Source organism: Methanobrevibacter sp., from assembly GCF_045114555.1.
Classification (GTDB): Archaea; Methanobacteriota; Methanobacteria; order Methanobacteriales; family Methanobacteriaceae; genus Methanobrevibacter.
This window is the reverse complement of record NZ_JBGUKT010000035.1, coordinates 16,217-40,109: the sequence shown is the minus strand read 5'-3', so window position 1 is coordinate 40,109 and position 23,893 is coordinate 16,217. Positions and strand designations below refer to the sequence as shown.

The window sequence follows — 23,893 nt, the reverse complement described above, 5'->3', positions numbered from 1 at the left end:
GGAATTTTAAATTCCGAAATAACTTTTTAGAAGCATTTTGGCTTCTAAATCACATTTAGATCTTTTTAAAGTTCTAAATTCACATTTCATGATAATATAATATTATATTATTTATGTACTTCGAATATTATTGTCAATTCTTTTATTGGATTATAACAATAGACACAATTCACAATACTCGACACAATTCACAATAATCCTAAAAGATTTTAATAAATTATTTATATTTTTAAAATAAGACACAATTCACAATACTCGACACAATTCACAATATCTAGAAGTTTTAATAAATATATAATTGTTTAAAATTTCAGTTGTTTGTCAATAATTGAATTTGCCAATATGTAAACTATATAAAAATAAAACCTTGATTTTATTATGGAGATTATAAAATGGTTGAGATAAAATATGTACCATCTATTTGTCCTTACTGTGGTACCGGTTGTGGTATTAACTTTGTAGTCAAAGATGGAAAAATCATTGGTGTCGAACCATGGAAAAGACACCCTGTTAATGAAGGAAAAGTTTGTCCAAAAGGTAACTTTGGATGGCAATTCATTAACCACCCAGACAGATTAACTACTCCGTTAATCAAAGAAAATGGTGAATTCAGAGAAGCTTCCTGGGATGAAGCTTTAGACTTAGTAGCTAGCACACTTAAAAAATATGCTGACACTGACCCTAACAAATTAGGTTTCTACGCATGTGCTAGATCTCCTAACGAAAACATTTACATAACCCAGAAATTAGCAAGAGCTGGATGTGGTACTCAAAACGTAGACCACTGTGCACGTATCTGTCACGGTCCTACTGTAGCTGGTCTTGCAACCACCTTCGGTTCAGGTGCATCCACTAACGGTTATGACAGTATTGAAGAAGCTGATTTCATCTTCTGTATTGGTTCTAACAACATGGAAGCACACCCATTATTCGGTCGTAAAATTATCAGAGCTATTAAAAACGGTGCAAAATTAGTAGTAGCAGACCCAAGATTCACTCCTACTGCAAAATTAGCACACGAATACATGCAATTCAAAACCGGTACTGACGTAGCTTTAATGAACGGTATGATCAAAATCATCATTGAAAACGGTTTACAAGATGATGAGTTCATTAAGAACAGAACCAAAGGTTACGAAGAAATGAAAGAAGTTGCAATGAAATACGACCTTGACAAAGTAGCAGAAATTACTGAAGCTGACCCTGAACAAATTGAACGTGTAGCTATCGAATATGCACAAGCTGAAAACGCAGCTATTGTATACTCCTTAGGTATTACCGAACACTCTCACGGTGCAGACAACGTAATGTCCACTGCTAACTTAGCAATGTTAACCGGTAACTTAGGTAAAATCGGTGGAGGAGTAAACCCATTAAGAGGACAAAACAACGTACAAGGTGCTTGTGATATGGGTGCATTACCTTCTGACTATGTAGGTTACCAAAAAGTTGCAAACCCTGAAATTACCAAAAAATTCTCAGAAGCTTACCAAATCGACTTACCAACCACTCCTGGTTTAACCTTAGTCGAAATGATGAACGCTGCTCACGCTGGTGACTTAAAAGTATTATACATCCACGGGGAAGACCCTGTACTCTCCGATGCAGATATTAAACACACCAAAGAAGCAATTGCAAACTTAGAAATGTTAATCGTTCAAGAATTGTTCATGACCGATACCGCTGCTGAAGCAGATGTTGTATTGCCTGCAGCAGGTTGGGGTGAACAAGAAGGTACCTTCACTTCTGGTGAAAGAAGAGTTCAATGGTTACGTAAAGCTCAAGAACCACCTGAAGGTGCTATGCTTGACTGGAAGATCATGGAAGAAATTGCTGTTAGAATGGGCAGACCAAGAGAATTATTCCACTACGAAAACGCTGCTGAAATTTGGGAAGAAATCAGAGAACTCGCTCCTTCCTACTATGGTATTACTCACGAAAGATTACTCAAACCTGAAGGTGTCCACTGGCCATGTCTTGACCCAGAAGATCCTTGTGAACCTTTAATGCACAAAGACAAATTCGCTCACCCAGACGGTTTAGGTGTATTCCAAGCATTAGAACACAGAGGTCCTGTCGAAGTTGTTGATGATGAATACCCATTACTCTTAACTACTACCCGTATCTTGTTCCACTATCACGCTGCTATGACCAGAAGATGTGAAACCTTAGATAAAGAAGTACCTACTGGATTCATCGAAATCAACACCGAAGATGCAGCAGAAAGAGGAATTCTTAACAATGAAATAGTAAAAGCATACTCTAGAAGAGGAGAAATTGAAATTCCTGCTCGTGTAACTGACGACATTAAGAAAGGTATTGTAAACATTCCTATGCACTTTACCGAATGTGCAGCTAACATGTTAACCAACTCCGATTCTTTCGACCCTAAATGTAAAATGGTTGAATTAAAAGCTTGTGCTATTCAAGTAGAAAAATTATAAGGTGAATAAGGAGTAGATAATATGGCTGTAAATGTAAATGATATGTTTTATGCATACTCTGGTAATGAAGCAATTAAAGAAAAAGGAGAATACGGTGGAGTCGTAACTACTATCATGAAATACTTACTCGAAGAAGGTATTGTTGATGCAGTAGTTGCTGTAGAAGAAGCAGCTGACTTATACGATGCTAAACCTATTCTCATCACTGACCCTGAAGATGTAATCAAATCTGCAGGATCCCTTCACTGTGGTACCTTAAACTTAGCAAAATTCGTATCCAAATACTTAGACGGTGCAAGAGATATGAAAATTGCAGTTACCACAAAACCATGTGACGCAATGACCTTAAAAGAGTTAATGAGAAAAAGAAAAGTTATCGAAGAAAACGTAATCATGATTGGTGTAAACTGTGGAGGAACCATGCCACCTGTACCAACCATGAAAATGATTAGAGACGTTTACGAATTAGACCCTGCTGACGTCATCAAAGAAGAAATTTCCAAAGGAAAACTCATTATGGAAACCGCTGATGGTGAAAAAGCAATTTCCATCGATGAACTCGAAGAAGACGGAATGGGTAGAAGAGAAAACTGTCAAAGATGTACCATGAACATCCCTACCAACGCTGATTTAGCTTTAGGTAACTGGGGAGTTATCGGTGACTTAGCTGGAAAAGCAACCTTCGTAGAAGTATGCTCCGAAAAAGGTGCAGACATCTTAGGAAAAGTAATTGATGCTGGATTAATTGAAACCCAAGCACCAATCGAAAAAGGTGTAACAATCCGTTCTAACATCGACAACATCATGGTAAAACAAGCAATGGCACAAAGAGAAAAAGACTTTGCTGGAACCTCTGGTGACATCTTAGAAGTATTCGCAGAATACAAAGAAGAATTCTCAAGATGTATGAAATGTTACGGTTGCCGTGAAGCATGTCCTCTCTGTTTCTGTGATGACTGCTGTCTCGAAGCTGAAGGTCCTGAATGGGTACCTGGTGGATACACCCCTGCAGCTCCATTCTTCCACTTAACCCGTATGGTGCACATGGTAGATGCATGTACTAACTGTGGTCAATGTTCTGAAGTATGTCCTTGTGAAATTCCAGTATCCAAAGTATGGGCTACTGTAAACCAAAAAGTCAGAGACATCTTCGGTTACTACAGTGGTGTAGACAACGAAGAACCATTACCATTCACTGAATTTGGTCCTAAATCCTACAGACAATACTAGGATTGAAGATTTAAATCAAAATGGTGAAACACGATAGAATAAATTAGTTGTTGTAAAACTTTGTAATGAGCGTTTTGCTTATTATATTCGTTTTACAATTTTCTATTTTTATTCTCCTTTTTAATTAAATAATTTTTAAAATAGTCACCTCTTATTCACTCATTTCCATGAAAAACTATTTTTTAAATTATTTTTTTAAAAATAGCTATTGATTTATTTTTAAATTTAATTTATTTAGTGAAATTTTACTGTCTATTTTTATGATGAATCTTGATTTAATAGTTAATCTAATCTATGATTGATGATAAAAGTTTTATTTAGATAAATTAAATTTAACAATAGATTAAACTTTTATTAATTTAATTAATTTAAGTAATTAATTCAAATAATTAATTTAAAAATAATTAAAAATTTTTTTAATTGGTGTAAAGATGAGAATTATTTCAATTGTAGGTTTAAAGAACACTGGCAAAACATCCCTTACAGGCAAGATCATTAAGGAATTAACCAATAGGGAATTCAAGGTAGCAAGCATTAAGCATTCTCATCACCAGATGGAAATGGATCATGAGGGAACCGACACATATAAGCAAATGGAAGCAGGTTCTGGCTTTGTTGTAGGAATTGGTGGAAGAACTTACTTCAATATTAATGAAAGGTTTGATTTAGAACGTATTTTATTCTTAATAAAACTTATTGAAAATCCTGATTTTGTTGTTATAGAAGGATTTAAAGCTTATCCTTATGCTAAAATAGCAACTTGTGAAGAAGTCAAGGACGAGTATACGATAAAAGTGGTGAATTCATTTGAAATCACAGATGATGAGCTATTGGAATTGGTCGACCTTGTTGAAGAAAGATCCTATGACATTTTGGAAACATTATTTGTTAATGAATGCGGATATAATGATGCAAGTCTTATAGGCCAGGCCTTTGCACAAGGAAAGCTAGATTACAATCCTGAAACTCAAGCTGAAGTCAATTTAGCTATTGATGGAGTGAATATTGGATTGAATAGATTTGTCAGCGATTATCTCAAGCAAACCATATTGGGAGTATTGACTCCACTTAAAATCAAGGAATATGGTGTAGAGAACTTTGATGATATTGACATAACAATTAAAAATAAAAAAGAATAATATAATAATATTTAAAAATATTTAAAAATAATTCATATATTTAAAAATAAATATATTTAAAAATAATTAATATTTAAAATATGTGATGGCATTATAAATTAGGTTTAGGTGATTATGTGAGCGATAATAAAGATTTTGAAAACAAAGTTAGTTTAGTAATCAATGGAAATGATATTGAATTAAACAAATTCACAGATGATATCATAAAAGAAACTATTCTCGGATTATTGAAAGCTATTAAAACTTCTGAATATGGTGTAGATGAAGTAAAGAATGTTGAAATTTCCATTGATAATGAATAATCTTAAGATTATTTTTTTAAAATTGTTCATATTAATATAATTATTTTTTTGGAATGAATTTTATTTTGGGGTTTATGGATGAAGGATAAAGTAAGAGACGATTATGAAAGACCAATTATTTCACTTAGGATTTCAATCACTAATCGTTGCAATGTAGATTGCATATACTGTCACCATGATGGGATGTTGGAATCCTCTTCAGAAATGACTCCTGATGAAATTTATGAAATCTGCAGAATTGCAAAGAAATTAGGTGTTGAGAAAATACGTTTGTCTGGAGGCGAACCTTTAGTTAGGCCAGACATAGTTGAAATTGTTGAAAAAATTAATTCACTTGATTTCAAGGATATTTCAATCACAACCAATGGTATATTTTTGGAGAAATTTGCACAAGATCTAGTCGATGCAGGATTAGACAGAGTTAATGTCAGTTTAGACACACTTGATGAAGAAACCTATCAAATGATTGTAGGGAAAAACGTTTTACAAAGAGTAAAGGATGGAATTGTCAAATCTTGTGAAGTTGGTATGTATCCAGTTAAGATAAATATGGTAGTTATGAATAATATCAACAATGATGAGATTATGGACATGTTTGAATTCACTAAAGAACATGGTGTAATCTTGCAGCTCATTGAGATCATTGAGTCTGAAAGCTGTGATGACAATGACTTCAACTCCAAGTACCATTACCCACTTGCAGAATTTGAAAAGTACCTTGCCGAAATTGCAGATGAGATCAAGGTAAGGGAATTCATGCAGGATCGTAAGAAATATTTCATTGATGGCGGTGAGATTGAAGTCGTCCACCCTGTAGACAATACCAATTTCTGCAAGAATTGTACTAGACTTAGAATCACTCCTGAAGGAAAGATCAAACCATGTCTTCTTAGAAATGATAATCTTGTAGACTTAGTTGAGTTTATTAGGGAAGGGGTCTCTGATGATGAACTTGTAAAAATATTCCTAGAAGGAATCCATAATAGGGAACCTTTCTATAAGGAAGAATAGATAAAAAATTTTTCATATTTTTCTATTTTTTTATTATTATTTTACTATTTTTTTATAGATTATTTTTATATTTTTTTTCATAATTTTTAATAAATTTTTTAAGATTTTTCATCAATCTTTATCTTCATTTTCATTAATTTTTTTATAAATTTTTTGCATATTTTTTAGTAAATTTTCTCATTTTTTCATTAGTTTTTTTCTTCAAAAATCATTATGTGTACTTACTACACCTGCATTATGTGTATTTAGTACACATTTTTTTGTTTGGCCTAAAAATTTAAAAAATTTTCATAAATTCGATGTAAATTTGCTTACATATTGGGGATATAATTTAGCTATTTTTGATTAAATTTTAACTATTTTTATTTTAATAAAATTAGTTTAATTTTTATAATTAGGTTAAAAAAACAATTTATTTAATGAATAAATAATTATTTAGTTAAATATTTTATATAAAGTTATTATTTATTCTTATTTTTTGAAAATAATTAATATAATTAAAAATTAATATTTTTACAAATGTGTAAATAACACACACTAATATATAAATCTTTATACTTGAGTCTAAGTATGTGCCTTTTATAAGTATATATAATATATATTATAATGTACACATGGTGAATTTATGCCAAAACATATAGTATCTGGACTAAAATATTTAGAAAGTGTTGAACTTAGAAAAAGAGGTTTGTCCCAAAAGGAGATTTCATCTCAAATCGGTGTAGACAGATCAACCATTTCTCACTACTTGAATGGTAGGAACATTTCTATGGATTCAATTGAACTTGCTAAAGCTATTTTAGAACTAAGTCCTAAGGATTTTATATTAATTACAAAAGTTTTATTTGGAGATTATAAAGAAATTCGTCAAATCGTGACTATTTTTAATATGAATCATTATGACCCACAGATTAACGATGGATGTATTGGTTGTGGATTGTGTGTAGATTTGTGTGAGATGAAGACTATTAACTTAGATTCATTGAAAGCAAAGATAAACCCCCGTTATTGTTGTGGCTGTCTTATGTGTGTTGAGAACTGCCCAACAAAATCAATTGAAATTTTGGAGGTAAAAAATGGTTAACGTTAAAGAAATTGAAGGCAAAGACTTCAATATAAAAAGATCAGCAGAAGAAGACAGAATTTTGTCCTTTAAAGATCACGTTTGTATTGGTTGCGGCCTTTGTGAAGCAACTTGTCCTGTAGAAGCTATTGCTCTTGATGAAGTAGCTCCTATTGAACGTAAATACACAGAAACCTATTTCAGTGGTCATGAAAAGATTGCTCAAAATTATGCTCTTTTCAAAAACGACAATGAAGTCAAAGCAAAATTATGCATTGATGAAAACAAATGTGTTCTCTGTGGTATGTGTAGTGGAGTATGTCCAGCAGGCGCATTAGACCTTACTATTGGTGGCGTCTCTATTAAAGAAAATGAAGCTTATCCAACTCTCATCGCTTCAGCTGAAATCGATGAAGACAAATGTTTATTCTGTAAAAAATGTGAAGCAGCTTGTCCTAGAGCTTCCATCACTATTGACAGAACTTTACCTAACAGAGCTGACTTAGTAACTGGTGAAATCGAAGTATGTGAAGACGACTGTATTTACTGTGGTGCTTGTGCTGAATTATGTCCTGCAGAAGCTATTGTAGTAGACAAAACCACCGGTGAAGAAAGCATTGTTATTGACAAAGAAAAATGTGTATACTGTCTCGTATGTAAAAAAGCATGTCCTGTTAACGCTATTAAAGCAGTATGTAGATCCTGTTCCTACGGTGAATATGACCTCGACCCTGCTAAAGCAGCTATTACTGGTAATGCAATTATTGACAAAGAAACCTGTATTAAATGTGGATGGTGTGAAGGAGTCTGTCCTGCAGACGCAGCTACTGTAAAACAAGCATTTAAAGGTACTCTCGAAATCGATGAAGAAAAATGTGGTACCTGTGGTGCATGTATTGATGTATGTCCATGTAATGTTTTATCCTTCCCTAAATCATCTGGTCCTGGAGACAGAGGAACTCACTTAGTTAAAGAAGAAGATTACTGTATCCACTGTGGTGCATGTGCTAAAGCATGTCCTAACGGAGCATTAACCGTAACTAGAACTGACATCGATTACACCCCAACTAGTTCTAAATCTTGGATTGCAGCATTCGAAGCTTTAAAAAATTAATTTGATTGGTGATTATTTATGGAACTTAAAGTAGATCAAGATAAATGTTTAGGTTGTGGAGTATGTGTTATCGCATGTCCTGTAAACGCTTCAATCAGCCCAGAAAACGCTGGTGGACATGGTTCCAAAACAACCGAAACTATTATGATGGTTGAAAACGGATTTATTAAATTATTCAGTGTGGACAAATGTGACAAATGTGGTACTTGCCAAATGTTCTGTCCTACTGAAGCTATATGGTTAGAATAGGAGTGATAACATGCATTACGCAAATACTTATTTAGAAAGACCAGTAGTTGGAGATTTAGAAAACGTAGCTCAAGAAGGTACTACCAAAGTACTCAAATGTATGTTAAACACTGGTTCTGACATATATCAAGGAGCTTGTAAGAAAAGAGGTTCTACCTTAAAAGAAGAATATAAAAACGCTTCCGGTACCTGTTACATGGATCCTCGTGACATGGTAAAATTAGGTGTAAAAAACTGGGACACTGTACTTGTAAAAACTGACTACGGTGAAGTTGTTTTAAACGCAGCAAAATCCAGAGATGCTCCTCACGAAGGTACCATTTTTGTATGTAAAGGTCCATGGGCTAACACTATTGTAAGCCACGAAACCTACTGTTGTTCAGACCCTACTTACAAAGGTATCCACGCTACCGTTGAAAAAACTGACAGAAAAGTTTTATTAATGGCAGACTTAATGAGATGGGTATACAAAAAATATGTTGACGAAGAAGATGATGATGTTGTAGAAAACATGGAATCATTAGGTGAAAGACCAGTTTATAACGGACGTAAATGGGAGGAGTTGATTGATCATGACATATGAACCACCTGTAACTGATTACGATCACATTGTAGAAAATTGTACTTGTGCATTTTGTGGATGTAACTGTGACGACTTAGACTTCTTAGTAAAAGACGGTCACGTAGTTGCTGTAAGACACGCATGCAGATTAGGTGCAAGTAAAGTTATGGAAGATATGGACCAAAGATTACTTGTACCAATGGTAAGAAACGAAGAAGGAGTTCTTGAAGAAGTAGACTGGGATACTGCTTTAGACACTGCAGCTGAATATATTGCAAACTCTATTAGACCAGTATTCTACGGTTGGTCTGAAACTTCTACTGAATGTATGAAAGAAGGTGTAGAATTAGGTGAATATATTGGTGCTGTTTTAGATAACCAAGCAACTATCTGTCACGGTCCAAGTTTACAAGCTATGCAAAACGCAGGTTACCCTATCCAAACCTTAGGGGAAGTTAAAAACAGAGCTGACGTTATTGCATACTCTGGTAGTAACGCTATGAACTCTCACCCAAGACACTTAGCAAGATATGCAGCATTCCCTAGAGGATACTTCAGACAAAGAGGTAGATTCGACAGAACCGTTATTACTATGGATCCAAAATTCTCAGACACTGCAAAAATGTCTGACAAATGGATTGGATTTGAACAAAACGGAGACTACGGTTTCTACAACGCTTTAAGAGCTGTATTAAAAGGTAAAAAATTACAATCTGAATCTGTTTCCGGTATTCCAGCTGAAGACATTTATGAATTAGCTGCTGAAATGGAAGCTGCAGAATTCGGTGTTCTCTTCTTCGGTTTAGGTTTAACCCACACCTTAGGTAAACAAAGAAACATTGACATCGCAATTAAATTAGTACAAGACTTAAACACCAACAGTAAATGGGGACTTACTCCAATGAGAGGTCACTTTAACGTAAACGGTTTCAACATTTTCATGGCTTACGAAACCGGTTGGGCATTCGGTGTAGACTTCTGTAGAGGATACGGAAGATATATGATGGGTGAAACCAACACTATTGACTTACTCGTAAGAAAAGAACCTGACTGTTTCATGGTAATTGCAGCTGACCCTGGTGCTCACTTCCCTAACGGAGCAAACCAACACTTAGCAAACATTCCAGTTATCCAAATCGATATTCACTGGGGACCATCTACTGAACTCGCTGACGTAGTACTTCCTGGATCCTTCATTTCTGTAGAATGTGGAGGTACCAGTTACCGTATGGATGGTGTTCCTATCTGGATGAAAAAAGCTATCGACAAACCTGAAACCTGTCGTGATGACGAATGGATTGTACGTGAATTGAAAGAAAGAGTAATGAAACTCAGAGAAGAACCTAACGTAGCAGATGAATACGTTCCTAATGAAGGTCTCGCATGTCTTTTAGATAAGTAAGGTGATTTTAATGGAATATATACTTAAAAATGGTATTGTTTACGACCCTGCTAATGAAGTAAACGGAGAAAAAATGGATATCTGCTTCAAAGATGGTAAAATCGTTGAAGATGTATCCGCTGACGCTGAAGTATTAGACGTCACTGATAAAATTGTAATGCCTGCTGGTGTAGACCCTCACGCTCACGTTGCAGGACCAAAATTGGTTGTAGGTAGATTATACAGACCAGAAGACGAAAGAAGAGGAGTAGCTCAAAAAACTAAAGTAACCAGAGCTGAAGCTGGTTTCTCTATCCCAAGTTGTCCTACCACTGGATACAGATACTCAAGAATGGGATACGGTACTGTTTGTGAAGCAGCTATGCCTCCTTTAGAAGCAAAACACACACACGAAGAAATTAACACTATTCCAAACATCGATATTAACCCATTACCATTATTTGGTAACAACTGGTTCGTAATGGAATATGCAAGAGAAAACAGAATTGACGACTTAGCAGCATTTATTGCAGCAATGTTAAGAGTATCTAAAGGATACGGTGTAAAAATCGTAAACCCATGTGGTTCAGAAGCATGGGGTTGGGGTATGAACGTACACGGATACGATGACAAAGCACCTTACTTTGACGTAACCTCCAGAGAAGTTGTAAGAGCTTTAGCAAAAGCTAACGAACAATTAGGTCTTCCTCACTCTATACACATCCACCCTAATGATTTAGGTCACCCAGGAAACGTACCAACTACTATTGCAACTTTAGACTCTATCAAAGACATTGCAAAATCCACTAAAGCATCTGCTGGCGTAAGGGATCAAACTATCCACTGTACTCACGCACAATTCCACTCTTACACTGGTAACAGTTGGAAAGATGCAGCATCCGGTGCAGAAGAAGTTGCTGACTTCATTAACAAAAACCCATACGTAACTTGTGACGTAGGTCAAGTAACTTTCGACGAAACCACAACCATGACTGCAGACGCTCCTATGGAATACGACTTGTTCAAAATTTCTGGATTAAAATGGGCTAACAAAGACATTGAATGTGAAACCGCAGCTGGTATCATTCCATGTATTTACTCTCCAAAAACTCCAGTAAGTACCTTACAATGGGCTATTGGTCTTGAATTGTTCTTGCACATTAAGAACCCATGGCAAGTATGTTTAACCACTGACCACCCTAACGCAGGCCCTTTCATCAGATATCCAAAGATCATCTCCTGGTTAATGAGTGCTGAGAAAAGGATGTCTATGATTGACAATGGTGAAGTACACAAATGGGCTTCCAAAAGAACTGGCTTAGCTGGTCTCGAAAGAGAATACGACTTCTACGAAATTGCTACTATTTCCAGAGCAGCTCCTGCAAGAATCCACGGATTCCAAGACAGAGGTGCACTTACCCCTGGTTACAACGCAGATATTGCTGTATATGACATTAACCCTAATGACTTTGACCCATCCAAAGATCCTGAAGGTGTTGAAAAAGCATTCAGTAACGCTTACTACACTATCAAAGATGGTCAAATCGTTGTTAAAGATGGTGACATTGTTTCCACTAAACAAAGCCACACCATTTGGACTAACGTCATAGGATACGAAGAAGAAGAAAAACAAATTATCGACAGTATAATGCCATTCTTTACCCAATACTATTCTGTCAAATGGGAAAACTATCAAGTACACGACCACTATGTACCAAACCCAACTAGAGTGGACGTAGAAGCTAAATAAGGAGAGTGTTTATTAATGAAAACTATAACTTTTGATCAAAAGAAAACTTCTTCAATTGCTTTAGAATTTGATGAGTTAATCACTGATAACATTTACTCTTGGACTGAAGAAGACTTTGCAGAGTACAAAGTACCTGTAGGAAACTCCAGATTCCCAATCACTGATTACTTTGACATCACTGTTGAAGGAGAAGCAGAATCTCCAGCTGAAGTCAAAATGATTTTAAACGGAGATTGTAACAGAGTAAAATACATCGGTTGTAAAATGAGTGCTGGTGAAGTAGTTGTTAACGGTGATGCAGACCTTCACGTTGGTGCAGAAATGTCTGGTGGAGTAGTTACTGTATTCGGTAACGTAGCAGCTCACGCTGGTCGTGAAATGAAAGGTGGTAAACTCGAAATTATGGGTAATACCAAAGAATTCTGTGGTGCATCCTACATTGGTGAATGGAGAGGTATGTCCGGTGGAGAAATCATTATCCACGGAAATGCTGGTAAACAATGTGGTGAATGTTTAGTCGGTGGTAAAATCCACGTTTTAGGTGACTGTGATATTCTCGCAGGTATCCACATGACCAAAGGTACCATTGAAATTGATGGTAACGTAAACCGTTGGCCTGGTGGACAAATGAAAAACGGTAACATTGTAATTCACGGAAAAGTTGGAAGATTACTCGAAGGTTTCGTAGAACAAGGAATTGTAACCGATCCTGAATTAGATGGTATTGTTTACCCTGGTAGATACATCGAATACAAAGGGGACATTGCTTTAAACGGTAAAGGTACCTTAATTATCGATGCTGAGAAAAACAGAGATAGATTATCTACTTGGATTGAAGAAGACGACGAATATAACGCAATTAGAGAATACAGAGCTCAATAAGCTCTTTCTCTTTTTCTTATATTTTTCTTCTTTTTTTATTTTTTTATTTTTTTAATTTAATTTCCAAATTTTGCATTTTTTTTTTAAAAAGGAATGCTTAGTGAATCATAATTTAATCAATTATGAATTGATGGATATTTTCATTTTATTTAATTAATTTCTCAATTGATTAAATTATCATTTATTGATATTAAGTATAAGATTATTAATCATATTTTTAATTTAAATGGTATTATGTATCAAAGGTGTAAATATGGTCAAAGAGATAGTGATGGACCCGGATGATATTATAGAATATGTAAGAAATAATGTAAAAGTTGATGATATTTTTGAATTGTCATACAATAGAGTATTTGCTCCAGGTACTGTACTTGGACTTACTCCTGAAGATGAGGAAACCGGTGAAGGTTTAATTCTTTCCCTTCAACTCAATGGTGAATTGTTAAATCAAGCTGTAGATATTGATTTGCATAAGGTAAAGGATGAGATCATTGAATTCCGTCATATGCCTGGTGGAGATGAAGATAAGCTCATCATTGTTGAAGCTAGTTTATAGCTTCAATTTTTTCATTTTCTCATTATTTTTTTTATAAATCATTAATTAGTTTTAATAAATACAAATAATTTTATATATTAGAAACGATATATTATTAATCGTAAAATATAATCGTAAAATATAATCGTAAATTAAAATAATAAAATTTAATAATAAAATAAGTAATTGATTTTCTAAAATTTAATTAATCTCTAAGGAGGTCTAAAATATGGTAGATAAGGAATTAACAATGACTTCTGATGAAGTTCTCGATTACATTAAGAATAATTTTAAAGAATTCGATAAAGTTGATATTGCATACAACCGTGTTTCTGCTAAAGGAGATGTCTTAGGTGTAGATCTTTCTGACTTTAGAGGAAAACCAAGTTGTAGAGTGATGATTGCTTTAGATGGTGAAATTATTTCTGATACTATTGAAGTTGACTTTGAAGAATATAAGGAAGATATTATAGAATTACATCACTATCCTAAAGACGAAAATAAAGAGTCTGTTTATATTGAAGTAATCTAAATCTTTTTATCTCTTTTTTTATTTTTTTAATAATTTTTTACTATTTTTATTCAAATTTTTAAATGCTATTTTTTTAATCATTGTTCATAGATTAAATTCATATTCTCTATAGGCAAAATGGTTTCAACTGCCTTTGCTTCAATTGCTATTCCCTTTTCCTTAATTGCAGCTATTGAATTCAATCCGCTTCCTGTAACAATTCCAAAGTTGTAGTTGTCCACTTTTGCATTGTATACCAATTCTCTTGGCTTACCTACTTTAAAGATTGGGAATCCATTTTCATTGATTTTATCCAAGATCTCTTCACATTCAGGTCTTGCTATGTATGGGACCTCTTTAATTGAAGCAAGTATCTTCTTAGGATTTTTCCTTTTGCTTATTTGGGTTAAATTTTTAAAGATGAATATTTTATGAGGGTCTATTGAGGAACCGTCATATGAAATCATTTCTACAAACAGTGGAGGCTTTCCGAGCTCCAACAATCCACCATACCTTGGAGTACTCATGATTCCATTGTTGATTAGAATGCCATCAATTGACAAGCTGCAAACTGTAGCTATTCCAACTTTGCTATCATCACTTGGATGGTCTACAATATTGAATAGTGGATTCATGTATTTTGGAAGGCTCTTATATGTTCTTTTCATGATTGCCAATGCATCATCAAGGTCCTGCTTATTCAAGTAGGATATGTTTGCAACAATATTTCCCTCATTGGTTTCAATGTCATAATCAACCTGATTCATCCTGTTCAATGATTTTGTAAGTATGAAAGGTGTTTTCTTATACTCTATTTTCTTTGCTTTTTTAATCCTGTGCTTAGAGGATTCAAGCTCTTTCAGTTTATTGTAATCAATGAATTCCTCTCCAGTCTTGATATCAACTTTATAATCCATTTCCTGAGCTGCACAAAATGGTGTGATTCCTCCAATGATTGATATTCCAACCATTCCTTCAGGGACTGGAATTCCTAAAACGTTTTCACTTGTCTCTCCAATCTCCAAAACTCCTCCAATTCCTACATTTTCAAGCTTTTGGATAATTTCCTTTGCCTTTTCTAGACTGGTTCCAGGAATTATCCTAAAGTTTGCAGGAATTGTTCCGGTCCCATGTTCTGCAACATCCAAAACTGAAGTCATGTCTTTTGCTATAAAAGCATCTAATGGAGTTATTGAAGTTTTCTTGTAGGAAATCAATTCTGAGAATTTGGTAGGATAGTAATCTTCAATTTCAACAAGCCCTCCATATTGAGGGATGGATGGAATTCCATTTTTCAAGAATACTCCATCAATTGTTGTACCGCAGATGGTTTTCATCACATATCCCTTCTTGCCATTGATTTCAGTTTTTTTGGCATTGATCAATGGGCTTACGCAAACTCCAGCAGCAAAGACTTCCTTTATGATGTCAAATGCCTTGTTTTCTAGGATATTTGATGTATTTACGATTACATTTCCACACTTTTTATTGTAATCAAAATTAGTTAAGTAAATTCTTTCTTCAAATTTTGAAAATGTGAAGTCCACTTGGTCGTAAATCAATCCTTTTTCAAGTTTTGCTCTTCCAAGTTCAGTGATTACTCTACCAGAATACCCTTTTCTTTCTGTGTATCCTTTTTCATCAAGAATTTGCATATGATAACGCACTGCTCTTTCACCAAGGTTGTATCCTTTGGTTTTAAGTTCATCAGCTATTACCTTTGAACCGATTGGCTTTTCCTGTACATTAAGGATTCTTAGAATTTCTATCATTCTATGTTCAGATTCTGACATGTAATCTCCTACTTTCAAAACTGGAATTTTTTAAAATAAGTGTTGTGATTGATTAAAGCAAGTTTTTAAAAATAAAATAAAAATAGCTATTTAATTTAAAATAGCTATAGATTCTTTAATCTTAAATTCAATATTGATTGAATTATAAGTTTAAGTATTTCTTATGTTCGTAATTGAATACTTGGACTCTGTATTCGTCCCATTCCTCGTATTTTGCAGCTAAGAATGCATCGAATATGTGGTCTCCAAGTGCTTCTTTCATGATTTCGCTTTCTTCAAAGGTATGGTATGCTTCCCATAAACTGGAAGGCAATAATTCAATACCCATTTCTTCCCTTTCTTCATCGCTTAACTCATAAATGTTAAATTCAATTGCTTCTCCAGGGTCGATTTTGTTTTTGATACCATCCATACCCGCTTCCAACATTACTGCAAATGCAAGGTAAGGGTTACAGGTTGGGTCTGGGCTTCTGTATTCAATACGGGTAGCTTTTCCACGTGCAGCTGGAACTCTGATTAAAGTGGATCTGTTTTGAATACCGTAGGAAATGTATACAGGAGCTTCGTAACCTGGAACTAATCTTTTGTATGAGTTTACAATAGGGTTGGTAACTGCTGTGATTGCTGCAGAGTGTTTTAACAATCCTCCAATGAACCACATGGCTTCTTGAGATAATCCGGTTTCACTGTTTTCATCATAAAAGATGTTTTCTCCGTCCTTGAATAAACTTTGGTGACAGTGCATTCCACTACCGCTTTCTCCGAAGAATGGTTTTGGCATGAAAGTAACTCTGTAGTCAAATCCATCGAAATCAGCCATGTTTGCTACAATAGCTTTAATTGCTTGTTTAAATGTAATAACTGCATCTGCAGTTTTTAAAGCGTCATCAAATTTAAATGCAATTTCGTTTTGACCAGGACCTACTTCGTGGTGGCTTGCTTCAACTTCAAAGCCTAATTCCTGTAAGTTAGTGGTAATTTCTCTTCTGAAATCGGTTCCCTTATCAACAGGCTCCACATCAAAGTATCCTGCATCATCGTGAGGAATTGGGTATCCGTCATCATCAGTGTCTACAATAAAGAATTCAGGTTCTGGACCTATGTTGTAGGTGTAGCCTTCTTCCTTGATTTTAGCTAATGCCTTTTTAAGGATACCTCTTGGGTCCCCTTCAAATGGTTCTCCATTAGGTTTGTAAATGTCACAAATAAATCTGCATGATGCAGATTCTTCAGGTCTCCAGGATAAAGCGGAATAGGTGCTTATATCTGGTTTCAATACAAGGTCACTTCCTTCAATTCCTACGAAACCTGGTATTGATGATCCATCAAAGAGGATACCATCAGTTAATAAATCTTCCATATTTTCTAATTCACATGGGATAGACACATTTTTTGGAATTCCATGCAAATCAACAAATTGGAGTCTAATAAACTTAATATTGTCTGCTTTCATTCTTTCGATTACATTTTTGATTCTTTCTTCCATTAAATCATTCTCCATTAGATTTGGAATAATATAATAATAATTATTAGTTCAATAATTATTTCTTAATCATTAGTTCGGAAATAGATTTCCACCTAATAATATATTTATATATTTTAATATATTATTTTATCTATTTTATAGTTTTTAAACCTTGTGCAATAGTTTATTTTTTTTAATATTTTTCATTTGAATATCTAATTTTTTATTAAAATTTTAAAAATATTTTATTTTTATTATAAAAAATTGAACAAAAGTATATTTTGACATATATTTTTATGGATTTTTGATAAAAATAGATGAAAATTATCTAAAAATTTATAGGAAGAATAATTTAAAAATATTTAAAATAATTTAAGATAATTTAAAATAAAGCTAAAATCAATAAAAATTGAATAAAAACTTAATAAAAAATAGAGTATAAAAAAATTTAAAAATTTTTGAAAAAATAAAAAAAGTAGTAGTTAAGGAATTTATAATTCCAAAACTTTAAAAGATTCTAAGTTGAGTAAATCGAAATTAAGTATTTTTGGAGCGTAGTTAACTTCTCCAATTCCAGTTACTAGTTTATAAGCTTCAAATGCTTCTAAACATCCAACGATATTTGGAACTGGTCCAATAACTGGGGGCACTCCTTTTGTTAATTTTGATATTTCCTTTTTAGTTTCATCTCCCAATTCCTTTCCAAGGGATGGAAGGGAGAACAATTCTTCATAGGATGGGGTGTCTTTAGTGAATACGCTCACTTGCCCTTGTGTTCCATGAATAGCTCCATGAACAAATGGAATATCATTTTCTCTAGCGAATCTGCTTACAATGATTCTTGTGTATAGGTTATCCAATGCATCTATGATAATATCCCTATCACCGAATACCTTTTCTATATTGTCAGCATTCAATTCTTCATTAAAATCATTTACTTTTGTATAAGGGTTTGTTATTCTAACTTTTTCCTTTGTTGCAACAGTTTTGTCTACACCTATTGTTTCCAAACTGGAGATTGCCTGTCTGTTTAAGTTTGACAGATCATATGCATCCTTGTCTATAATTGTTAAGTCGCCAAGTCCCATACGTGCAAGCATGATAATAGTTGCTCCACCTATTCCTCCACAGCCAACTATGCCTATTTTAGCGTCTTTAAATCTTGTTTGTTGGCTTTTAGTTACAATACTCATTTGACGAGTTGCTATATCCCAGTATCCAAATCCTTTATATCTTTCTGGCATATTTCCACCTTTCACTTCTAATAATATATTATCAATTATCTTTTATATTTTTATATCTTTTTGAATCCCTAGTTTAATATTAAATCTTATAGTATATAACAATTGTTATTTTTCATATTTTCCTTAAAATTTTTGAATTTTTGATATCATTTCATATTTATGATTTCTTTTTTTAAATTATTAGAAATAAGTGTATTTCTTACCAAAGAACTCTTCCACTTTCATTAAATCTTCAGAGATATTGATCATTTGAGGGCAGTGGTTTAAGCAGTCATCGCAATGTATGCAACTGTCTGCTCTTGTGCCGCTATCAAGTGAGAAATAATGCATTGCGCTTCCTGCAGGATTGTTCAACATTTTCGCCACATTGTATTCTCTAAAGCAACCTGCAACATCCACTCCATTAGGGCATGGCATGCAGTAACCGCAACCTGTGCAGTCATTTCCTTTTCTTTGCTTATATTCCCATGCAACCTCATGAATAAGTTCCATATCGTTTTCACTGATGGAATTTATTTCTGATTTGTTAGCTATTTCTATATTTTCCTTAACTTGCTCTAAGGAGTTCATTCCACTGAGGACTGTATTGACTTCCTCCATATTCCAAAGGTATTGGAATGCCCATTCCAATGGTGTTCTCTTTTCCTCAGCCAGGTCCCATAAATCCATAATGTCTTGAGGAACATTCTGCACTAATCTTCCGCCTCTTAAAGGTTCCATAATCATGGTTCCTAAGTTGTGGGAAGCCAAGTATTCCACTCCTTCCTTTCCTGATTGATACCTTTCATCAAGATAGTTCAATTGTGTAAGGCCAAATTCGAACTTGTCATAGTCGTCAACAATATCCACTATCCAATCCATCTCTGTATGAGATGAAAATCCCATATGCTTTACTCGTCCAGAGCTTAAGAGATCATCCATGAATTCAAAGACATCAAGTTCCCTAAACATTTTCCAATAATCCTCATTAAGGCTATGCAACATGTATAAATCAATGGAATCAGTTTTCAAATCCTTTAATTGCTGTTCGAATATCTTCTCCATATCCTCTTTGGACTTAATGAGCCAACTAGGAAGCTTTGTACTTAAAAGCACGTCATCCCTATATGAATTTTCATAAAAGAAGTTTCCAAGATACTCTTCACAATTTCCTTTTCCAGACAAATCATTTGCATGATAAGAATAAGCGGTGTCAACAAGGTTTATTCCATTTTCAATTCCATAACTTAATATTTTATCGGACTCTTCAACATTAATTTGATTATTGTTTTCAAAATGAGGCAATCTCATTGCTCCGAATCCTAAGATAGAAACTTTCTCTCCTGTTTTTCCTAAAGTTCTATATTTCATTGTGTTACCTATGAATTTTTTTAAAATAATATATTCGAAATTTTAATATTAATTAGATATTTTTATATTAATTAGATATTTTAATATTAGTCTTTTTGATTAATATTATTTTTTAATGGAGATTAATGAAAATGTGATGAAAAATAGTTTAAATTGTTAAAAGTAGTTTATTAAGTTGTCTAATTGCGTTGATTTGAATAAAAATAGTTAAAAAAAGTTATGATGTTATGATTCCTGGGATTGGATGCCGGGGGCGGGATTCGAACCCGCGATCTCACGGTATCCCAGGAAAAAAGTCAGAGCACGCTTAGTTACCCTATGAGCCGTGCGCTCTAACCAGCTGAGCCACCCCGGCATCAGACAAGTATTAAAAGTTATGTTTTTTATGCTTTATATATTTTTGGTTTGTTCGTAAATCTTATATTATAAAAAACACAATTAATATTTATATTGAAATTAATAAATTATAATGAATAATTATAAGAATAATTATAATGATTAATTTAATGGTTAATTTAATGATTTACTTATTATGATAAATTTTTCAAAATAATTATTTTATAAAATTATTATTATTTATTTTATTTAATGAATTTTCACGTGATATTTATGAGTAATGTTAGAGATATGTCCCTTGCTGATGAAGGGATTAGAAAGATTAAATGGGTTCAAAAACATATGCCTGTTCTTGAACACATCAAAAAACAATTTGAAGAAGAAAAGCCTTTTGAAGGTATTACCATTGGATCATGCTTACACTTGGAACCTAAAACAGTCAATTTAGGTTTGACTTTAAAAGCAGGTGGGGCTGAAGTTGCTATGACCGGTTGTAACCCTCTTTCAACCCATGATGATGCAGCAGCTGGTGCAGCTGCTCTTGGATTGCATATCTATGGTTGGAGAGAACAAACCGATGAGGAATACTATGAAGCTATTGACAATGTATTATCCCACAAGCCAGATGTAATCATTGATGATGGTGCTGATATGATCATGTACCTTCATGAAAAACGTCCGGAACTCCTTGAAAACATTAAAGGGGCTTGTGAAGAAACAACCACTGGAGTTCACAGATTGGAAGCTATGCATGCTGATGGGGCTCTTAAATTCCCAGTCATCGCAGTAAATGATGCTTATACCAAATATTTGTTTGACAACCGTTATGGTACTGGCCAATCCTCTTTAGATGCAATTATGGGAACCACCAACATGTTGATTGCAGGTAAGAATGTAGTTGTTTGCGGTTACGGCTGGTGTGGTCGTGGAGTTGCATCCCGTGCTGCAGGTCTTGGTGCAAATGTAATTGTAACTGAAGTTGATCCAATCAGAGCACTTGAAGCTAGAATGGATGGTTACAGAGTAATGAAAATAAGAGAAGCTGTAAAAATAGCTGACCTTGTTGTCACTGTAACAGGTAACATTGACATTATCCATGGAGATGACTTCAAGTACATGAAAGACGGATGTATGTTATCCAACTCAGGACATTTCAATGTGGAAATCAACAGACAAGACCTTGAAGCTCAATCTGTAAGCTGTGAAGAGGTAAGGGAAAGTATTGAAATGTTTACCATGAAAGATGGTAGAAAAATCTATCTTTTAGCGGATGGAAGGCTTGTAAACCTTGCAGCAGCAAGAGGCCAAGGACACCCTGCAGAAATCATGGATATGAGTTTTGCTGTTCAAGCATTATCTGCTAAATACATCGTTGAAAATGACTTGTCCTTAAGTGTTGAAAAGGCTCCTGACAGCATTGATGATGATGTTGCTAGATTAAAGCTTAAAGCTATGGGCATTGAAATCGATGACTTGTCAGAACGTCAAAAAGATTACTTATCTGATTGGAGAGAAGGAACCTAATTCTCTTTAATCCTTTTATTTTATTTTTATATAAATTATTTTTTTAAATCTTTATTTTACTTTAATTTATTTTTTTTAAATTTTTAAATTTTATTTTCTATTTAACTATTGAACTGATATTATGTCTTATTTTCGCTATATTGATAATGGAGAAGGCCCTACAAAATTATTCATTGGTGGAGTTCACGGTGATGAGGGAAAAGATGTATTGCCTTTAATCAAACTTTTATCCAATGAGGATTTCTCAAACGGACAGATTTATATCTATAATTTCGACAAGACTCCATATGTTTCCACAATTCATAGGGAATTTTACGAATCTGAGCAAGGGAAGAAAATATTGGATTTGATTGATTATCATAAGCCGGATTTTTATACAGAACTTCACTCCTACAATATTAAGCATTTTAATAGATTAACAAGCTTGGAAAGACTTGATAAGGATGGAATTCCTCCATTGATTGATTGCAGCCAATATGTCTTATGCAGTTCCGTTTCCCCTTTGATAAGAAGAAAGCATTTTACTAAGGAAAATATTTGTCAAACTTTGGAGTTTCCTTCATTCAGAGGTGAAGACTTAAAGCTTAGTGATGATGAGCTATTTGAAAAATATGATTATGATTATGATGCTTCAGTTCATGAATACATGTCATTTTTAAGGTTGATTACACTCAGCAGGAATAGGGATGACTTTGAGAAAAGAGTGTTGAAGGATTATAAAAAACAAGCGGATCTTGCGTTAAAGTATGTAAAAATAATTTATGGGCTGGATTTTCCACGTTATTAAAAATAGCTTTTTTTAAATAAATTTATTTTAAATTCAAAATTTTTTTATCATATTTTATAAAAATAGTAAATAATAGATGAGATTGGTTTTAGAACCAATCCTCTAAACTTTTTTGTGTTGAACTTAATTTTTTCAATTTTTCTGTAACATTAAGGACTCTGCTTTCTGAAAATCCATGCTCTTCACACATGAATTCAACAAGCTTGTCTTTCTTTGCACTTTTGAACTTGATTTCATAATCTGTGTTCACATCATGCTTTAGGAAGATATTCCTAAGTTCATCAGGTTCCACTTCCACTTCTGTGATTCCTTTCTGAACTAAAATGTCTTCTAAACTGTTATTTCTGATTAACTTAAGGCCAGTCTTTGCACCGATTCCATGAATTCCTTCATTGAAGTCTGTCCCAACCATCAATGCCACATCGATTAATTGTTCCCTTGTTAAGTCTATTTCATTCAGGACCTTTTCAAGTTCCAAGTATTCAAGGTTTGACAATCCTCCGCTTAATGTAAGGTTTCTGACTATACGTGGTGCACCGAACAATAGGCAGTCATAATCCTGTGAAGCTACAGCCCATGCATCTCCTTGCTCTACCATGTATGCTCCTTGTGCTTCACCTTCTCCTTCAGCCTGCACATAAGGGATTCCCATATAATCAAGTAGTTTTTTAGAGGATTCAAGGATGTAAGGGGACATTCTGGATGTTCTTATTGCAAATTTCCTTGCTTCTTCAATGTTTCCTGCAGCTTTAGCTTCTTCCCATTTTTCCATTGCCTCTTCCTTAATTGCCCTTCTCTGTTCAAGGGTTTTTGCCTTATGCTCTGAACTGTCTCCATCAAAAACATAGATAGGTTTGATTCCTTTGTCAACTATTGATGCAGTTCTATAAAGGATTCCGCTTAAATGGGAGGTTACATTGCCGTTTTGATCCATTAAAGGACTTCCATCTCTTTGACGAATGCCTGATAAAAACTGGTAAATTGTGTTGTATGCGTCAATTGCTACAGTTCTTCCTTCCAAATCTTTTAGGCTAATTTCCTCTGGGGAAACTATGTCCTTGAATTTTACTCCCATATCATCCACCTAAATTTTCTTAAATTCTTTTATTTTTATTTTAACTATTGTAAATATATCTATTTTATGAAATAGAGCATTTGAAAACTATTTTTCATGATTAGTTAACTATTCATGGTTTAAATTATATTTTAATTAATTTTAGT

The 23,893-nt window shown here is 33.9% G+C and carries 21 protein-coding genes and 1 tRNA gene; 16 read left to right on the top strand and 6 right to left on the bottom strand.

The features are described from left to right. Positions 1–392: 392 nt before the first annotated feature. The 14 genes from fdhF to ACJMLB_RS08250 all read left to right on the top strand — a co-directional run bounded on the left by fdhF (position 393) and on the right by ACJMLB_RS08250 (position 14,194). Positions 393–2,444, top strand: a complete 2,052-nt coding sequence (gene fdhF, locus ACJMLB_RS08315; RefSeq protein WP_296869382.1) for a formate dehydrogenase subunit alpha — start codon at positions 393–395, stop codon at positions 2,442–2,444. 21 nt (positions 2,445–2,465) lie between these two features. Further along, a complete protein-coding gene (locus ACJMLB_RS08310) occupies positions 2,466–3,674 on the top strand; it encodes a Coenzyme F420 hydrogenase/dehydrogenase, beta subunit C-terminal domain (RefSeq protein WP_295608005.1) in 1,209 nt (402 codons plus the stop codon). 431 nt (positions 3,675–4,105) lie between these two features. Then, positions 4,106–4,813: a molybdopterin-guanine dinucleotide biosynthesis protein B gene (gene mobB / locus ACJMLB_RS08305; protein WP_405325271.1), complete on the top strand. Its 708-nt coding sequence runs from the start codon at positions 4,106–4,108 to the stop codon at positions 4,811–4,813. 116 nt (positions 4,814–4,929) lie between these two features. Then, a complete protein-coding gene (locus ACJMLB_RS08300; protein ID WP_304086800.1) occupies positions 4,930–5,115 on the top strand; it encodes a hypothetical protein in 186 nt (61 codons plus the stop codon). 78 nt (positions 5,116–5,193) lie between these two features. Beyond that, a complete protein-coding gene (moaA, locus tag ACJMLB_RS08295; RefSeq protein WP_405325268.1) occupies positions 5,194–6,126 on the top strand; it encodes a GTP 3',8-cyclase MoaA in 933 nt (310 codons plus the stop codon). Between the two features lie 625 nt (positions 6,127–6,751). Continuing rightward, entirely contained in the window at positions 6,752–7,210 is a 459-nt protein-coding gene (locus tag ACJMLB_RS08290; protein ID WP_304087837.1) for a helix-turn-helix domain-containing protein, read from the top strand. After that, positions 7,203–8,303, top strand: coding sequence for a tungsten-dependent formylmethanofuran dehydrogenase subunit FwdF (fwdF, locus tag ACJMLB_RS08285; protein ID WP_296869383.1), 1,101 nt, complete (start codon positions 7,203–7,205; stop codon positions 8,301–8,303). The genes ACJMLB_RS08290 and fwdF overlap by 8 nt, the downstream gene beginning before the upstream one ends. A gap of 18 nt (positions 8,304–8,321) precedes the next feature. Continuing rightward, on the top strand, positions 8,322–8,552 hold the full coding sequence (locus tag ACJMLB_RS08280; RefSeq protein ID WP_012955149.1) for a 4Fe-4S binding protein: 231 nt from the start codon (positions 8,322–8,324) through the stop codon (positions 8,550–8,552). 10 nt (positions 8,553–8,562) lie between these two features. Continuing rightward, positions 8,563–9,135 carry a molybdopterin dinucleotide binding domain-containing protein gene (locus ACJMLB_RS08275; RefSeq protein WP_295608015.1) on the top strand — a complete coding sequence of 191 codons (573 nt, stop codon included), beginning with the start codon at positions 8,563–8,565 and terminating at the stop codon, positions 9,133–9,135. Next, positions 9,125–10,516: a formylmethanofuran dehydrogenase subunit B gene (locus tag ACJMLB_RS08270; protein WP_295608016.1), complete on the top strand. Its 1,392-nt coding sequence runs from the start codon at positions 9,125–9,127 to the stop codon at positions 10,514–10,516. The genes ACJMLB_RS08275 and ACJMLB_RS08270 overlap by 11 nt, the downstream gene beginning before the upstream one ends. A 10-nt stretch (positions 10,517–10,526) precedes the next feature. Next, complete coding sequence (locus tag ACJMLB_RS08265; RefSeq protein ID WP_296855914.1) at positions 10,527–12,245, top strand: formylmethanofuran dehydrogenase subunit A; 1,719 nt, start codon at positions 10,527–10,529, stop codon at positions 12,243–12,245. 15 nt (positions 12,246–12,260) lie between these two features. Further along, positions 12,261–13,127 carry a formylmethanofuran dehydrogenase subunit C gene (locus ACJMLB_RS08260; protein ID WP_296855912.1) on the top strand — a complete coding sequence of 289 codons (867 nt, stop codon included), beginning with the start codon at positions 12,261–12,263 and terminating at the stop codon, positions 13,125–13,127. A 253-nt stretch (positions 13,128–13,380) separates the two neighbouring features. Beyond that, on the top strand, positions 13,381–13,683 hold the full coding sequence (locus tag ACJMLB_RS08255; protein ID WP_405325261.1) for a DUF2097 domain-containing protein: 303 nt from the start codon (positions 13,381–13,383) through the stop codon (positions 13,681–13,683). A 208-nt stretch (positions 13,684–13,891) separates the two neighbouring features. Continuing rightward, positions 13,892–14,194 carry a DUF2097 domain-containing protein gene (locus tag ACJMLB_RS08250; RefSeq protein WP_405325258.1) on the top strand — a complete coding sequence of 101 codons (303 nt, stop codon included), beginning with the start codon at positions 13,892–13,894 and terminating at the stop codon, positions 14,192–14,194. 77 nt (positions 14,195–14,271) lie between these two features. On the opposite strand, the gene ACJMLB_RS08245 is transcribed toward ACJMLB_RS08250, so the two are convergent. The 5 genes from ACJMLB_RS08245 to ACJMLB_RS08225 form a co-directional block, all read right to left on the bottom strand. Continuing rightward, a complete protein-coding gene (locus ACJMLB_RS08245; RefSeq protein ID WP_405325255.1) occupies positions 14,272–15,966 on the bottom strand; it encodes an NrpR regulatory domain-containing protein in 1,695 nt (564 codons plus the stop codon). Between the two features lie 142 nt (positions 15,967–16,108). Then, complete coding sequence (gene glnA / locus ACJMLB_RS08240; protein WP_405325252.1) at positions 16,109–17,452, bottom strand: type I glutamate--ammonia ligase; 1,344 nt, start codon at positions 17,450–17,452, stop codon at positions 16,109–16,111. A 470-nt stretch (positions 17,453–17,922) separates the two neighbouring features. Next, positions 17,923–18,675 carry a HesA/MoeB/ThiF family protein gene (locus ACJMLB_RS08235; protein WP_405325249.1) on the bottom strand — a complete coding sequence of 251 codons (753 nt, stop codon included), beginning with the start codon at positions 18,673–18,675 and terminating at the stop codon, positions 17,923–17,925. A 180-nt stretch (positions 18,676–18,855) separates the two neighbouring features. Continuing rightward, entirely contained in the window at positions 18,856–20,025 is a 1,170-nt protein-coding gene (locus ACJMLB_RS08230) for an aldo/keto reductase (RefSeq protein ID WP_405325247.1), read from the bottom strand. A gap of 245 nt (positions 20,026–20,270) precedes the next feature. Continuing rightward, positions 20,271–20,380: transfer RNA gene (locus tag ACJMLB_RS08225), tRNA-Met, on the bottom strand. Positions 20,381–20,634: 254 nt separating this feature from the next. Here ACJMLB_RS08225 and ahcY point away from each other — a divergent pair. Next, complete coding sequence (gene ahcY / locus ACJMLB_RS08220; protein ID WP_405325244.1) at positions 20,635–21,885, top strand: adenosylhomocysteinase; 1,251 nt, start codon at positions 20,635–20,637, stop codon at positions 21,883–21,885. A gap of 121 nt (positions 21,886–22,006) precedes the next feature. Further along, positions 22,007–22,672, top strand: a complete 666-nt coding sequence (locus ACJMLB_RS08215) for a DUF2119 family protein (protein WP_405325241.1) — start codon at positions 22,007–22,009, stop codon at positions 22,670–22,672. A gap of 88 nt (positions 22,673–22,760) precedes the next feature. Here ACJMLB_RS08215 and fen read toward each other — a convergent pair whose 3' ends face one another. Further along, positions 22,761–23,747 carry a flap endonuclease-1 gene (gene fen / locus ACJMLB_RS08210; protein ID WP_405325238.1) on the bottom strand — a complete coding sequence of 329 codons (987 nt, stop codon included), beginning with the start codon at positions 23,745–23,747 and terminating at the stop codon, positions 22,761–22,763. Positions 23,748–23,893: the final 146 nt, after the last annotated feature.

Bases quoted from the DNA above. Each gene is read 5' to 3' on its own strand.
- ACJMLB_RS08250 (WP_405325258.1), top strand. From the start codon at position 13,892: ATGGTAGATAAGGAATTAACAATGACTTCTGATGAAGTTCTCGATTAC.
- mobB (WP_405325271.1), top strand. From the start codon at position 4,106: ATGAGAATTATTTCAATTGTAGGTTTAAAGAACACTGGCAAAACATCC.
- fen (WP_405325238.1), bottom strand. From the start codon at position 23,747: ATGGGAGTAAAATTCAAGGACATAGTTTCCCCAGAGGAAATTAGCCTA.
- ACJMLB_RS08215 (WP_405325241.1), top strand. From the start codon at position 22,007: ATGTCTTATTTTCGCTATATTGATAATGGAGAAGGCCCTACAAAATTA.
- ACJMLB_RS08270 (WP_295608016.1), top strand. From the start codon at position 9,125: ATGACATATGAACCACCTGTAACTGATTACGATCACATTGTAGAAAAT.
- ACJMLB_RS08235 (WP_405325249.1), bottom strand. From the start codon at position 18,675: ATGCCAGAAAGATATAAAGGATTTGGATACTGGGATATAGCAACTCGT.
- ACJMLB_RS08310 (WP_295608005.1), top strand. From the start codon at position 2,466: ATGGCTGTAAATGTAAATGATATGTTTTATGCATACTCTGGTAATGAA.
- ACJMLB_RS08230 (WP_405325247.1), bottom strand. From the start codon at position 20,025: ATGAAATATAGAACTTTAGGAAAAACAGGAGAGAAAGTTTCTATCTTA.
- ACJMLB_RS08255 (WP_405325261.1), top strand. From the start codon at position 13,381: ATGGTCAAAGAGATAGTGATGGACCCGGATGATATTATAGAATATGTA.
- fwdF (WP_296869383.1), top strand. From the start codon at position 7,203: ATGGTTAACGTTAAAGAAATTGAAGGCAAAGACTTCAATATAAAAAGA.
- ACJMLB_RS08275 (WP_295608015.1), top strand. From the start codon at position 8,563: ATGCATTACGCAAATACTTATTTAGAAAGACCAGTAGTTGGAGATTTA.
- fdhF (WP_296869382.1), top strand. From the start codon at position 393: ATGGTTGAGATAAAATATGTACCATCTATTTGTCCTTACTGTGGTACC.
- ACJMLB_RS08245 (WP_405325255.1), bottom strand. From the start codon at position 15,966: ATGTCAGAATCTGAACATAGAATGATAGAAATTCTAAGAATCCTTAAT.
- moaA (WP_405325268.1), top strand. From the start codon at position 5,194: ATGAAGGATAAAGTAAGAGACGATTATGAAAGACCAATTATTTCACTT.
- ACJMLB_RS08290 (WP_304087837.1), top strand. From the start codon at position 6,752: ATGCCAAAACATATAGTATCTGGACTAAAATATTTAGAAAGTGTTGAA.
- ACJMLB_RS08260 (WP_296855912.1), top strand. From the start codon at position 12,261: ATGAAAACTATAACTTTTGATCAAAAGAAAACTTCTTCAATTGCTTTA.
- ahcY (WP_405325244.1), top strand. From the start codon at position 20,635: ATGAGTAATGTTAGAGATATGTCCCTTGCTGATGAAGGGATTAGAAAG.
- glnA (WP_405325252.1), bottom strand. From the start codon at position 17,452: ATGGAAGAAAGAATCAAAAATGTAATCGAAAGAATGAAAGCAGACAAT.
- ACJMLB_RS08280 (WP_012955149.1), top strand. From the start codon at position 8,322: ATGGAACTTAAAGTAGATCAAGATAAATGTTTAGGTTGTGGAGTATGT.
- ACJMLB_RS08265 (WP_296855914.1), top strand. From the start codon at position 10,527: ATGGAATATATACTTAAAAATGGTATTGTTTACGACCCTGCTAATGAA.